The organism is Flavobacterium sp. AK-301 (assembly GCF_058310215.1).
This window is the reverse complement of record NZ_JBZEES010000010.1, coordinates 48353-63125: the sequence shown is the minus strand read 5'-3', so window position 1 is coordinate 63125 and position 14773 is coordinate 48353. Positions and strand designations below refer to the sequence as shown.

Here is a 14773-nt window from a genome sequence, read left to right as displayed (position 1 = left end):
TCTGATACTTATCAAGAAAGATTTTATTTGTTCCTAAAAAAACAGAAAAAAATCAATTATAATCCGAATGCGGTTTTTATTTTATCGACAAAATCTAATTTTTCCCAGGTAAACAATTCAACAGTTACTTTTTTTTCTTTTCCGTCAGGAGAATAGAATGTTTTAGTAACCGTTTCCGGTTTGCGTCCCATATGCCCGTAAGCAGCAGTTTCACTATAAATAGGGTTACGTAGTTTTAGACGTTCCTCAATGAAATAAGGGCGCATATCAAATAATTCTTCTACTTTTTTTGCGATTTGTCCGTCTGTTATACCCACTTTGCTTGTTCCGTAGGTATTGATATAGATTCCCATTGGTTTAGCAACTCCGATGGCATAACTTACCTGTACTAAAATTTCTTCGGCAACACCTGCAGCAACTAAGTTTTTTGCAATATGTCTTGTCGCATAAGCAGCACTTCGGTCTACTTTACTCGGATCTTTTCCGGAAAAAGCACCACCACCATGAGCCCCTTTACCACCATAAGTATCTACAATGATTTTTCTGCCGGTTAATCCGGTATCTCCATGTGGTCCTCCGATTACAAATTTGCCGGTTGGATTAATATGATATTTTATTGTGTCATTAAATAAATGAGCGTACGGAGGATTTTTAGCTATAATTCTCGGAATTAAAATCTCTACCAGATCTTTTTTGATTTTGGCAAGCATTACCGCTTCTTCGTCAAAATCGTCGTGTTGTGTCGAAATTACTATTGCATCAATACGAACCGGTTTATTGTTATTATCGTATTCCAGTGTTACCTGTGATTTTGCATCCGGACGTAAATAAGTGATTTCTTTATTTTCACGTCTTAGAACAGCTAGTTCTTGTAACAATTTATGAGATAAATTTAAAGCCAGTGGCATAAAATCTTCCGTTTCGTTCGTTGCATAACCGAACATCATTCCCTGATCTCCTGCTCCTTGTTCTTCTTTACTGTTTCGGTCTACACCCTGATTAATATCTTGAGACTGTTCGTGTATGGCAGACAGTATTCCGCAGGAATTAGCTTCAAACATGTATTCGCTTTTTGTATACCCGATTTTTCGGATTACATCACGAGCAATTTGTTGTACATCAAGATATATTTTAGATTTTACTTCTCCGGCAAGGATTACCTGACCTGTAGTAACTAAAGTTTCACATGCTACTTTCGATTCGGGATCAAAAGCTAAAAAATTATCGATTAATGCGTCTGATATTTGATCGGCTATCTTGTCAGGGTGCCCTTCGCTAACGGATTCTGAGGTAAATAAATAGGACATAATTGTATTTGTTTTAAATTGAATTAAGGAAATATTCGATCACAAAAACAAAATGTCTAAAGAAGAAAATCTGCTTTAGCATTTTTTAATGAGGTTGCAATCAGTACAAATTTTTCCTCTTTTTATTTTGAATATACAAAGGTATAAAACCAATTTGAATAAGAAAGAAAGCTTAACGTTTATTTTGGACCATCTTTCAATCTGTGTTTTATATCTGTATTTTTCAAATAATTATGGTGCGTTTTTAAACAGAGAATTAAAATTAAAGAAAACATAAAGAAAACCGGGTTTTTATATTCCAGGATAATTTTTGTAAAATATATAATATAGTAAAAGCCTGATTTTTAGTTGTAAGTCACTGCTTTTTGATCGGAACAACAGTAATTTTTGTTTTTATACAAATCGTAAAAAAATACAATAAAATAACAGAAAGTGATAGTCAAACTGTTTGTTTTAACTAAAATTATTATTTTTAGTTCATTATTTTAAAACATTTTCTATATTTGAAAAAAGAGAATTGTGATTTATTTTATAGAATTAAAGAACCGGAAATAGCATACATTTAAGAATAATGAAGTATAGAAATAAAGTATATTTTAATGATGATCCGGAGTATCCCGTTAAAAAAGACAAAGAGAAAAGAGAAAGTATTGATACTGAAAAAGTACGGTTTGATAAAGATTTTTCTATTTATTTAAGTTCATTTGATACGAAATATTACAGAACAAGAATACAGTTTTCACAGCAGAAAACACAGGCGGATTATGATATTCGTGTAAAAATACCCTCTTATAACAGGGAGAAACAAACGATTGAGTTGTATAAAAAGTACTTTTTTATCAATGGATTTCAGCCGGACAAAGTAGTAGATGAGATTGCGGTACAGTGTTCAGAAGTTTTTTATCCCATAATCATTGTATCGGAGCATGTAACGGGTAAACAAGAAATAGTAAACTACAAAGAGATCCGGGAACGTTGGCAAATAACTAAGGCGGTGCTTCAAAAAAATTATGCAGGTGCCGTTGTAGAAGAGTATTTGTCAAAAACAGAAGCGATAATTGAGGATGATGAGGAATTAACGGATTGTTTTGCTAAAAACGATCTGTTTTTAGCTTTATATACCCATTTCCTTTATGGTTCTTATTCCGAAACCTTAAAAAGAGAAACTTTTTTAGAGATTCCTCTCGGTGATTATGCTACTTTACTGTGTTTTGAAGGAGAGCAGACGATAGAATCGCAAAATAATAATTTTGAAGGTGTGTTGGTCTGTTTTAAAGGCACCGCAAAAAGAATGATACTCGAAAACGGGATACCAAAACAAGAGCAGTATGAACTGAATGTAGAATATAACCTACACTATCGTACTTTCAGAATAGAAGACATCACAGCGACAGTAGAAAAAGTGAAATCAGAAACAGAAAAAGAGGTCATTATCCGGGCGGATATATATCTGTTGAGAGAAAAAGAAGCATTTGTAGATTATGATGCGATAGATGAACAGAATATACTTAGGCGAGAAAAAGAAAAAGCAGAATATGCTAAGTATCTGGAACAAGAAAATAAAACCTGGTTTGAAAAACTTTTCGGACTATAATAATAAAACCTATGGGAAAGAAATATTTAGTACACGGAGCAGAATGTCAATGTGACTTTGGTACAACAACCGATATATTACAGGTACTAACCCATACAAAGGTGTATCATAACGATTATAAAACAGAAAAAAAACTGGCGGCAACGACCGGAGACATAGGAGCAACATTTGAAAACAATTCCTTTGGCAGTTGTTCAAAACAGAATAACAGTGTCTGCATTGCGGTCGTTACCGCCTGGAGTGAACCTGTTAATAGCGGAATACAGAATGTCGGGAAAATGATAACCGAAGTTTCTAAAGCCTCCTGTCCCATTGGAGGAGCAGATTGTATCAGTATAGTGCATCACGGACAGCAGGCAGAACCGATCCGACAAAATTTTAAGAATGGAAATACAGCCGTTCACAGTCAGATTAATCCGTTAGTCAATCCCGCTACGATTGAAGAAAAAGGGAGTTTTACAGGAATAGAAATTACAGTAAACCAATAACTATGGGGTTCAAAAATTATGAAATAGCATTAGAAAACCCCGTATTTGGAGAAACGGAACTTCATAACGATGTCCGGATTGACGGCAAACAGGTAAGTATTCTGTTTGTAAAAAAGGGAGTGACCGCAACCGTACGACTAAAAATTAAAAACCCAAAACCCGAAGAAGGAAAATTTAAAAGGATCAACTGGATTTTTGCAAAAAAGAACGGAGAGCAATGGGATGAAATAGGCTGGCAGGGAGAAACCCGATTGTCAAAAGAGGTAGACGGCACTCCGTATGAATATGCTACAAGTCAAACCGTATCCGTATCCGGTCATGCCCGTCATACGTTGGGAGAGCTCTACTGGCTCGAACCTTTTTTTGAGTATCCCGAGTTTACTACAACTGATAATCCAAAAGGAATTTATGTTACCTTTCTCGATGATCCGCAGGTAATCGAAATGGGTTTTTCTAAAAAAGAACATACTCTATATCCGAAAGAAGAAATTCAGACTGCCGTTCCCATTATACAATACGGCACTCCGATCCATCTCTATCTGAAAAGTCACAGAATGCCCGACGGTCTGGTTGAGTATCATACTTTTGGCGTATTTGCAGTTACGATTTATTCCGAAAAGACCTATCAGCCTGTATCCGAAACTATTACGTATTATCAGTCCGTAGAAAAAAGCTCTGATACTTTACAATCCGTTACCCGAATTCCCATTGTAACGAAAGAAGAATGGAGAGGAAAAGTAAACCACCAATTCGGAGAGCTTGAGGGATTCTATGCCGAAATAGAAACCGCTTTGTATTATAATGAAAAAACCAAACCGATTACAGAGCAACCGGAGAGTTCTCCGGTGAAAGCGGAAACATTTGATCTTGAAGCGATACTAAAACAGACGCAGAACAAAGAAAGAACCCATGTTTTCAGAGCACCGAATGATTTGGAAGTAAGATCAGAATACACGAAAATAGAACGTTTTAACGAAAACCTTGCTCCTCATATGGGAATTGATCCGAGAGAAAGAAACGAATTTTTCTCGCGGCAGCATGCAGAAACCTATCGGAAAACAGCAGTAAGGAATATTAGTACCAAACATCATTTTTATATCCAATACGATACCCAAAGCGATATTCTGGAACAACAGAAAACAAAAACCAACAATATGTTTGTTACGGTAGGGGACGAATTATTAAAGGCAAAAAGCGGGTTTCCCTGCAAATATACCGCTATAGAAGTACAGGAAGGAGAGCGATTGTTTACTGCTTTTGAAGAAACAGATGAAGGTATAGTAGATAGCACACGAACCGTTTTTGGTATTATTGCAGGCGATGAAAAAACAAAAAAAGTAACCATAACCTTAGAGAATCTGTCTGCTAAACGATGTCGTATACAAAACAAAGACGACCAACATACTCATACAAAAAACGTATTTAAAGTAGCAACAATTCACCCTTCGTTGTTTGAAGAATATATTCTAAACAAAGAAACAACCAAAAAAGAAATTCTGACCGAACAGCAACTAACAGAAGGAATTGATTATAGTATCAATGGTAATGTAATGGCGTTTTTTGTAAAATATCCGTATAGTAAAGCCTATGATTCCAGAGCAGAGCAATGGCTGGGAAATGGTGTAGACGCCATTACTACTGTTGCCAGTTTAAAACAAACCAATATTGCCTGGATTGTGCGCTATATGATTATGAATCCCGGTCATGCGATGCCGTATATTATTCCGATCAATAGTTGTGCTTATCCTGATCAAACCGTAAGAATAAAAGTATACCCTGATTTTGAATGGTGGGTTAATCTAAAATACAATTCCGATACACCTTTATATGTAAAGCAAACTCCCAATTATCAACATCGTGAATTTGTTACCGAACCCAATCAAAACAGAAGAAAAAACGGAAACTATCAAGCCGAAAGAGGAAAAAGCGGATTCAATACCAACGGTTATAAACTGGGAATAGAAGCACAATATAAAGTAAACGGACAAACCTATGGCTTTGATACCGGCAAAGGAATTCCGATACTGAATGCGATTAACTTTTTATTGGACGCTTACGAAACGTTAAGAGAGCTGACCTTTGCCGATGAAACCGAAAGAGAAGAACAAAATGCCGCAACAGGGATTATGGCAGGACGCTACAAACACAGAAGAACAGAAGAATTACCGATACGAATAGAAGTGTCCAAGCCCTCCTTTAGTATTGGAGTACATGGGTGTTATGCGCCCAGTAAAACAAACAATGCCGTAATAGGTTCAATGTATACCTTTAAAGCACAGTTTAATCCGTTAGTAAAAATAAAAGGAACACTGGATATGCTGTTCTTTGCCGAGCAAGTCCCTCCATTAAAAGCGATTGTAAAAAGTCTAACCACGATTGCAGATAATGTAAAGCTCCTTACCTTCGGAGCTGTAAATCTGGAATACCGTCTTGATCTTTTTGCTTTCGGAGAAGCTAATCTGGATTTACCCTTAGTAACCTATCACAGCATTGACGGTTGGGGAGGCGTCGAAATACAATTAGATTTTAAGTTTACCATAGGACTTATTGCCGAAGGCAAAGCGTCTATAAATATTCCTGAAGTAAAACCAATTAATGCTACCATTAGTGCAAAAGCAGAAGCAGGTTTTAGTATAACAGCAACCTATGATAAACGTACCAATACCTGCCCCGGAATGGTAACCTTTGAGGGTTTAAATGCTGAATTATATATAAAACTAAAAGCTACAAATAGAAATAACACTACAATACCAAAAGAAGAAAAACCAAAAATAATTACCATTTTAGAGCCGGAAAGCTGGAAAGTCAATTTATTATGAAAAAAATAGCAATATTACTAGTAGGCATTATAAGCCTGACCAGTTGTGGACAAAATAAAACAGAAACTTATAAACCCGAACCTATGGAAGAATACCCTTATACTACTAATATAAAACGAGGTTATGACTTGCAAGTAAATGCTCGTACTTTTTTTGAACTCTATTTGGATGATATTCCTATACGAAAGGAATATAGAGGAGTAGGATTTCAGGCAACTGTTGAAATTAATCCTTTTTTATTAACGAATGGAAAACATACTATAAAAATAAAGCTATTACCACGTGTTCCGGCAGAAACGATGGTATTGCCTGATGATATCTATGATGGGGAATTGAGATGGAAAATGCGTCTTTATAATTTTGAATATTATAGACAAGAAGGAATGGACTATAAAATAGGGGAAGAACTGTATCGTTTTACTTTTGATTCGCTACCGGCACCGGTACCGTATTATGAGCAACAATGGGAAATTGAGATCGATGATTTACCGTATGAACTGGAAGGTTGGCGTAATAGTGTTGATCTGTCCCAACTGGATCAAAAAGAACTGGAAAAAGAAGTAGTGGAATATTATACTATGATGCGAAACCTATTAAATGAAGGGAAAACAAATGAATTTTTTAATCAAACTAAAAAAGGAGATAAAGAAGTATCGATTTGTGTTTATCAAACTACTAAAGAAGCGTATCAAACCGCTATAGAAAATTATAATGAATTAAACACTAAATGTACCAATAATATGCTTCCTATAGAAAAGTATAAAATGGTAGTGTGTGGTAATGGTAAATTAGTATATCTGGAAAGAACAGATGATTATTTTAAAGGGATGGGTGTTTTACTGTATGATTATGATGATTCCTATACTTCGTTAAAATTTATGCTTCATAAACCTCAGGGAAGTGACACTTTTGAACCGATTCGATAAGTTTTTTTGATCCAACAACGAACAACCAAATACCAGCAACCAAATGATTATGAAAAAAATATTTTTTATTCTAGTAGCAGGCAGTAGCCTAAATAGTTGTGGACAAAATAAAACAGAAACCTATAAACCTGAATCTATGGAACCGTATCCGTATACTACCAATGTAAAACGAGGTTATGATTTACAAGTAAATGCCCGTACTTTTTTTGAACTCTATCTGGATGATATCCCTATACGAAAGGAATATAGAGGAGTAGGATTTCAGGCAACCGTTGAGATTAATCCTTTTTTGTTAACTAATGGGAAACATATTGTGAAAATTAAGCTGTTTCCTCGTGTTCCAGCAGAAACGATGGTACTGCCTAGTGATATCCATGATGGAGAAATTAGCTGGAAAATGCGTCTCTATAATTTTGAATACTATAGACAGGAAGGAATGGATTATAAACCGGGAGAACAACTCTATAATTTTATTTTTGATTCGTTGCCAGCACCAGTACCCTATTATGAACAGCAATGGGAAATTGAAATTAGTGATTTACCATATCAGTTAGAAGGTTGGAGCAATAGTGTTGATCTATCCCAACTGGATCAAAAAGAACTGGAACAGGAAGTAGTGGCGTATTATACTATGATGCGGGACTTATTGAATGAAGGGAAAACAGGAGAATATCAGATAAAAAGGAAAAAAAGAAATAAAGAATTAAGTATTTGTACTTATGAAATACCTAAAGAGGCTTATCAATCAGATATAGACAATTATAATGAATTAAATACTAAATGCTTCGGTAATATGCTTCCTATAGAAAAGTATAAAATGGTAGTGTGTGGGAATGGTAAACTAGTATATCTGGAAAGAATAGATGATTATTTTAAAGGAATGGGAGCTTTATTGTATGACTATGATGATTCCTATACTTCGTTAAAATTCATGCTTCATAAACCACAAGGTAGTGACACCTTTGAACCGATTCGATAAGTTTTTTTTGATGATAATTTGTTCCAACAACGAACAACCAAATACCAGTAACCAAATGATTATGAAAAAAATCCTATTTATACTGATAGCAGGTATTAGCCTAAACAGTTGCGGACAAAATAAAACAAAAACCTATAACCCTGAACTTATGGAACCTTATCCTTACATAAATGATATAAAACGTGGTTATCATTTACAAATTAATAGTACTACAAATTTTGAACTCTATTTGGATGATTTTCCTATTGAAAAATGGTATAGAGGGGGGGGGATTAGTGCTACTTATGAGATTAACCCTTTTTTATTAACTAATGGGAAACATACTATAAGAATTAAATTTTTACCGTTGCTTCATGCTAGAAATAAGGTTGAACCTAAGGATATTTATAATGGAGCAATTCGTTGGAAAATGCGATTATATGATTTTGAATATTATCGACAGGAAGGAATAAAATATAAAACAGGAGAAGAACTGTATAATTTTACTTTTGATACACTACCGGCACCGGTACCGTATTATGAACAGCAATGGGAAATTGAAATTAATGATTTACCGTATGAACTGGAGGGCTGGCGCAACAGTGTTGATTTGTCTAAACTAGATCAAAAAGAACTGGAAAAAGAAGTAGTGGCATATTATAATGAGATGCGAGATTTATTACAGCAAGGGAAAGCAGGAGACTATCAAATAAAAAGAAATAAAAGAAATAAGGAAATGTCGGTTTATCTTTATCAAACTTCTAAAGAAGCCTATCAAACAGGGATAGAAAACTATAATGAATTAAACACTAAATGTACTAGTAATATGCTTCCTATAGAACACTATAAAATGGTGGTATATGGCAATGGTAAATTAGTGCAACTGGAAAGAACAGATGATTATCTAAAAGGAATGGGTGCTTTACTGTATGATTATGATGATTCCTATACTTCGTTAAAATTTATGCTCCATAAGCCTCAAGGCAGTGCTACTTTTGAACCCATTCGATAAGTTTTTTGATGATAATTTGATCCAACAACGAACAACCAAATACCAGTAACCAAATGATTATGAAAAAAATATTCTTTATTCTATTAGTAGGCGTGAGCCTAAGTAGTTGTGGACAAAATAACAATCAAACCTATATACTCGAACCTATGGAACCGTATCCGTACACTAATGAACTAAAACGAGGCTATGATTTACAAATTAATGCCTTTACTAATTATGAATTGTATTTAGATGACTTTCCTATTGATAGAAACTATGAAGGGGGGGGGATGAATGCTACTTTTGAAATTAATCCTTTTTTATTAACCAATGGAAAACATACTATAAAAATTAAATTTTTACCATTGCTTCCTACCAGAGATAAGATTGACCCTAAGGATATTCATGATGGAGGTCTTAGTTGGGCAATGCGTCTTTACAATTTTGAATACTATAGACAAGATGGTATGGATTATAAAACAGGAGAAGAACTGTATAGTTTTACTTTTGATACACTACCGGCACCGGTACCGTATTATGAACAGCAATGGGAAATTGAAATTAATGATTTACCATATGAACTGGAGGGTTGGCGCTACAGTGTTGATTTGTCTAAACTAGATCAAAAAGAACTGGAACAGGAAGTAGTGGCGTATTATAATGAGATGTGGGATTTATTGCAGAAAGGAAAAACAAATGTTTTTTTTAGTAAAACTAAAACAGCCGATAAAGAGATGGCTATTTCTCTTTATTTTAATTCACAAGAAGCTTATCAAACAGCTTTAAATAATTTTAATAATCTAAATATAGGATGTACTGGTAATATGTATCCTATAGAAAATTATAAAATGGTGTTATATGGTAATGGTAAATTAGTGAGATTAGAAAGAATAGATAAAGAATTTAGAGGTTGGAATGCATTAATGTATGATTATGATAATTCGGATTTTTATATTCATTTCATGCTTCATAAACCACAGGGCAGTGGTACTTTTGAGCCGATTCGATAAGTTTTTTTGATCCAACAACGAACAACCAAATACCAGCAACCAAACATAACAATAATAAAAAATTAAAAATAAATTTGGTAAATCCAAAAATAGTTCGGAAGTTTGTTAAACTAAATAAGAGAAAAAATGAAATTTACTATTTGCAATATGTGTATGATGATGTGGAAAATTCCGCAGAGGACACTATTGCCTAAATTTTAAATTTTTAAAATATACAGCAAAAGCCTCTGCAAACCGCAGAGGCTTTTTTTGTTTAACACCAAATTATAATTAATAATGAAAACCGTAATAGCAAAAATGATGAATATGAATAGGTTGCACATGTGTATCCGATGTTGCTATTGCCAAAAGCGAACGACTTAATTCTTAGTTTTATACTAATCCTTAAAGTCCTTTTGGTAATCATTCCAAAAGGGCTTTTTTATTTTACAACGATTTTAACCTAACCTAAAAAATAGAAATTATGAGTACATTAAAATTTTCAACCAACGCTTTACATGCAGGACATGACGTAACTAAAAATGGTGGAACAAGAGCCGTTCCTATTTATCAGACTTCTTCCTATGTGTTTGATAATTCAGAACATGCAGCAAATTTGTTTTCACTCGCAGAACCCGGTTATATTTATACCCGATTAAATAACCCGACTAATGATGTTCTGGAACAACGACTGGCAAAACTCGAAGGAGGTATCGGCGCAGTAGTAACCGCTTCCGGAACCGCAGCCATTGCAACTGCTTTACTCGTTCTGTTAAAAACAGGAGATCACATAGTAGCTTCAAGTAGTTTATATGGAGGAACTTACAATCTGCTGAATGTTACTTTACCAAGATTAGGGATAACAACAACATTTGTAGACGCATCTGATCCTGATAATTTTACGAAAGCGGCCAAAGAAAATACCAGAGTGTTTTTTGCAGAATCATTAGGGAATCCAAAATTAGATGTAATTGATCTGAAAGGTATTTCGGAAGCAGCCAAAGCGTATAAGGTTCCTTTTATTGTAGATAATACCGTTGCTTCTCCGTATTTACTAAATCCTATTGAACATGGAGCTGATATTGTGATTCATTCACTGACCAAATATATTTCAGGAAACGGAACTTCCTTAGGAGGCGTTATTATTGATAGCGGAAATTTTAACTGGAGTAACGGTAAGTTTCCTGAATTTACAGAGCCTTCAGAAGGATATCACGGATTAGTATATCATGAAGCTTTAGGGAATGCGGCATTTATTGCAAAAGTAAGAATAGAAGGTCTACGGGATTACGGAGCCGCATTAAGTCCTTTCAATGCTTTTCAGATTATTCAGGGACTCGAAACACTAGAAGTAAGAGTGAAAAAACATAGTGAAAATGCGCTCGCATTAGCAAAATGGCTAGAAGATCAGGATGAGGTTGCATGGGTAAATTATCCGGGATTGGAAAGTAGTAAATACCGTAGTCTCGCAAAAAAATATTTACCAAAAGGACAAAGCGGAGTAGTCACATTTGGACCCAAAGGAGGTTTTGAAGCAGCTAAGAAAATAGCAGATGAAACCAAACTATTCTCTTTATTAGCGAATATCGGAGATACAAAATCCCTGATTATCCATCCGGGAAGCACAACACATCAGCAATTAAGCGATGAACAACAGGTAACAACAGGAGTAACAAAAGATTTAATCAGACTTTCCGTAGGATTAGAAGATATAGAAGATTTAAAAGCAGATTTAAAATCAGTTTTTGAGACCATAAGGAAAGGGAAAACAATAAAAGAGTCATGAACTTAAAAACAATAAACACATTTGGGTATATCGCAGGAGAAGAACAATTTCTTGTAAAATCACAAAAGTTTGATGTAAAAATAAACGAAAGAAGATCGGAGATAGAAGAGCCTAATCCGTTAGAATATCTATTAGCAGGATTTGCAGGATATATTAATGCCGTAGCACAATTAGTAGCAAAAGAGCTGGAAATTACACTAAAAGGGCTTCAGGTTGAGATTTCAGGAGAAACAGAAGCTTTTGAATATCAGAAGAAAGCAGGTGTTAAAAGATCCTGTTTTAAAAAAATAGAGATTGTTGTGAAACCAACAACGGATGCGACATCTGGTCAGTTGCAAAAATGGATTCAATTAGTAGAAGAGCGTTATCCCGTACAGAATAATTTGGTAAATAATAATGTAGTAATTCTGACATTAATAAACCCGCATTCGTAATCAGAATTACAATTTAGTAGCGGTTGATATCAGAATATAGAAGAAAATAGTATTTAAAATTATGAAGCAGTTAGAAAAGTTAATTATCTCGGATTTTCTAAATGAAAAAGGACAGTTGTATAAACAAATTCCTTTATTCTATCAGTCTTTTGGTTTACCTCTGGGAACAGCAGAAGTAGTGGTTGTAAATCATGCTCTGACCGGAAATTCAGAAGTAGCAGGTCCAAAAGGCTGGTGGAAAAAATTAATAGGAGAAAATAAGATAATTGATACTAACCGATTCACAGTGCTATCTTTTAATATTCCCGGAAATGGTTTTGATGGAGATGCAGATCATTTAATTGAAAATTATCAGGATTTTACAGCCAGAGACGTTGCCTCTCTTTTTCTTTCAGGATTACAGCATTTACAGGTCAAAAAAATATATGCATTAATCGGAGGAAGTTTAGGCGGAGGCATTGCCTGGGAAATGGCTGCTTTACAACCGAATTATATACAACATTTAATTCCCGTTGCAACGGACTGGAAGGCATCAAACTGGGTCATTGCAAGCTGTCTGGTGCAGGATAAAATTTTAAAGAATTCAACAAATCCTGTTTATGATGCCCGACTAAATGCGATGATGTTATACAGAACGCCGCAGTCTTTCAGAAAAGAATTTGATCGTTCTTTTAACGATGAGGAGAATTTGTTTTCGATTGAAGAATGGTTACTTCATCATGGAAGTAAACTGAAAAAACGATTTGAATTGCCGTCTTACCAATTGATGAATCATTTGCTGAAAACAATTGATATAACAAGAGGAAGAAGTCCTTTTAAAGAAGTCGTACAAACCATAAAGTCTTCAATCCATTTGGTTACTGTAGATACAGATTTGTTGTTTACAGCAGATGAAAATAGAGAAACATTTGAAGCAATACAAACCGTAAAATCAAATGTTTTTTATCATGAGATAAAATCAGTTCACGGACATGATGCTTTTTTAATAGAATACGAACAACTGTCAAAAATAATCGGACCCATTTTTAATCAACAAAAAATCATTAGTTATGCCAACTCATAAAGTAAATATCATTTTGAATAGGAAATGTATTGACGGATATTCTGAAAATAACAGATATAATAAAAACAAAAGAAACTTGCTTAGTAGCATAAAAATACATTAATTTGCAGTGTTCATTTCAAATATTGATCGTTATCACGAAAGGCAGAGGGATTAGACCCGGTGAAGCCTTAGCAACCCTTTATCCATAAAGAAGGTGCTACATTCTACCATAATTTCGGATTATTTCCGGAAATATCGGATAGATAACAAAAAGAATACTCCACTGAGGAGAACCCCTTTTTCTTTCCTGATGACATATCGATAATAATTAAAGTTTATCATTCTATGTCCGATATTTTTAAAATTTTACAAGATAGAATTCTCATCCTTGACGGAGCTATGGGAACTATGCTACAACGTTATAATTTCTCTGAAGAAGATTTTAGAGGAGAACGTTTTAAAGATTTCCCTCATTCATTAAAAGGGAATAATGATTTATTGTCTCTTACCCAGCCTCAGGCTATTCGTGATATTCATCGTCAGTATTTTGAAGCAGGAGCAGATATTGTTGAAACCAATACCTTTTCAGGAACAACCATTGCAATGGCAGATTATCATTTAGAAGATCTGGTATATGAGCTGAATTATGAATCCGCTAAACTGGCACGGGAAGTGGCAGATGAATTTACACTTCAGAATCCCGACAAACCAAGATTTGTAGCAGGTTCTGTCGGACCGACTAATAAAACAGCGAGCATGTCACCGGATGTAAACGATCCCGGTTACAGAGCCATTACTTTCGATGAATTGAAAACAGCCTATAAACAACAAGTAGAGGCGTTGATCGATGGTGGTTCCGATCTTTTGTTAGTAGAAACCATATTTGATACACTAAACGCAAAAGCCGCATTATTTGCTATTGAAGAAGTCAAAGAAGACAGAAAAATTGATATTCCGATCATGGTGAGCGGAACGATTACAGATGCCTCCGGAAGAACATTATCCGGGCAGACCGTTGAAGCTTTTTTAATTTCCATTTCACATATTCCGTTATTAAGTATCGGATTCAATTGTGCCTTGGGTGCAGATCAGTTAAAACCGTATCTCAAAAGATTATCCAGAAATACAACACTGAATATTTCAGCACATCCCAATGCAGGATTACCCAATGCATTCGGTCAGTATGATGAAACACCCGAACAAATGCAGGTTTTTATCAAAGAATATTTAGAAGACGATTTAATTAATATTATCGGAGGATGTTGCGGGACAAATCCCGAACATATTCGATTAATTGCTGAATTAGCAGCACAGTATGAGCCGAGGAGAGTGGTGGTTGGTTGATGGGTATTGGTTGATAGTTGTTGGTATTTGGTTGTTAGTCGTTGAAGGATGAGTTAATGATTGTTAGAGAATAGAATAATCTTAAATAAAAG

Annotated in this window: 12 protein-coding genes and 1 riboswitch; of the genes, 11 read left to right on the top strand and 1 reads right to left on the bottom strand. The window is 34.7% G+C overall.

Annotated elements, in window-relative coordinates; genetic code table 11:
* Nucleotides 1-56 precede the first annotated feature (56 nt).
* Nucleotides 57-1307, bottom strand: coding sequence for a methionine adenosyltransferase (gene metK / locus AC4FQX_RS12450; protein WP_491168035.1), 1251 nt, complete (start codon nt 1305-1307; stop codon nt 57-59).
* Nucleotides 1308-1878: 571 nt separating this feature from the next.
* Between metK and AC4FQX_RS12445 the strand changes: the two genes are divergently transcribed.
* The 11 genes from AC4FQX_RS12445 to AC4FQX_RS12395 all read left to right on the top strand — a co-directional run bounded on the left by AC4FQX_RS12445 (nt 1879) and on the right by AC4FQX_RS12395 (nt 14681).
* Complete coding sequence (locus tag AC4FQX_RS12445) at nt 1879-2901, top strand: hypothetical protein (RefSeq protein ID WP_491168034.1); 1023 nt, start codon at nt 1879-1881, stop codon at nt 2899-2901.
* A gap of 11 nt (nt 2902-2912) precedes the next feature.
* Entirely contained in the window at nt 2913-3389 is a 477-nt protein-coding gene (locus AC4FQX_RS12440) for a PAAR-like protein (protein ID WP_491168033.1), read from the top strand.
* 2 nt (nt 3390-3391) lie between these two features.
* A complete protein-coding gene (locus AC4FQX_RS12435; protein ID WP_491168032.1) occupies nt 3392-6208 on the top strand; it encodes a hypothetical protein in 2817 nt (938 codons plus the stop codon).
* A complete protein-coding gene (locus AC4FQX_RS12430; protein WP_491168031.1) occupies nt 6205-7134 on the top strand; it encodes a hypothetical protein in 930 nt (309 codons plus the stop codon). The genes AC4FQX_RS12435 and AC4FQX_RS12430 overlap by 4 nt, the downstream gene beginning before the upstream one ends.
* 49 nt (nt 7135-7183) lie before the next feature.
* The gene (locus AC4FQX_RS12425; protein WP_491168030.1) at nt 7184-8113 is read left to right on the top strand and encodes a hypothetical protein; all 930 of its coding nucleotides are present in this window, start codon (nt 7184-7186) and stop codon (nt 8111-8113) included.
* A 61-nt stretch (nt 8114-8174) separates the two neighbouring features.
* On the top strand, nt 8175-9104 hold the full coding sequence (locus tag AC4FQX_RS12420) for a hypothetical protein (RefSeq protein WP_491168029.1): 930 nt from the start codon (nt 8175-8177) through the stop codon (nt 9102-9104).
* A 59-nt stretch (nt 9105-9163) separates the two neighbouring features.
* Nucleotides 9164-10093 carry a hypothetical protein gene (locus AC4FQX_RS12415; RefSeq protein ID WP_491168028.1) on the top strand — a complete coding sequence of 310 codons (930 nt, stop codon included), beginning with the start codon at nt 9164-9166 and terminating at the stop codon, nt 10091-10093.
* 463 nt (nt 10094-10556) lie between these two features.
* A complete protein-coding gene (locus tag AC4FQX_RS12410) occupies nt 10557-11858 on the top strand; it encodes an O-acetylhomoserine aminocarboxypropyltransferase/cysteine synthase family protein (protein WP_491168027.1) in 1302 nt (433 codons plus the stop codon).
* A complete protein-coding gene (locus AC4FQX_RS12405; protein ID WP_491168026.1) occupies nt 11855-12292 on the top strand; it encodes an OsmC family protein in 438 nt (145 codons plus the stop codon). Before AC4FQX_RS12410 ends, AC4FQX_RS12405 begins: the two co-directional genes overlap by 4 nt.
* Before the next feature lie 61 nt (nt 12293-12353).
* Nucleotides 12354-13355 carry an alpha/beta fold hydrolase gene (locus tag AC4FQX_RS12400; protein WP_491168025.1) on the top strand — a complete coding sequence of 334 codons (1002 nt, stop codon included), beginning with the start codon at nt 12354-12356 and terminating at the stop codon, nt 13353-13355.
* 129 nt (nt 13356-13484) lie between these two features.
* A riboswitch (SAM riboswitch) is annotated at nt 13485-13607 on the top strand.
* Nucleotides 13608-13682: 75 nt separating this feature from the next.
* Nucleotides 13683-14681 (top strand): homocysteine S-methyltransferase family protein, encoded by a 999-nt coding sequence (locus tag AC4FQX_RS12395; RefSeq protein ID WP_491168024.1) that lies wholly within the window; start codon nt 13683-13685, stop codon nt 14679-14681.
* The last annotated feature ends 92 nt before the right edge of the window (nt 14682-14773 follow it).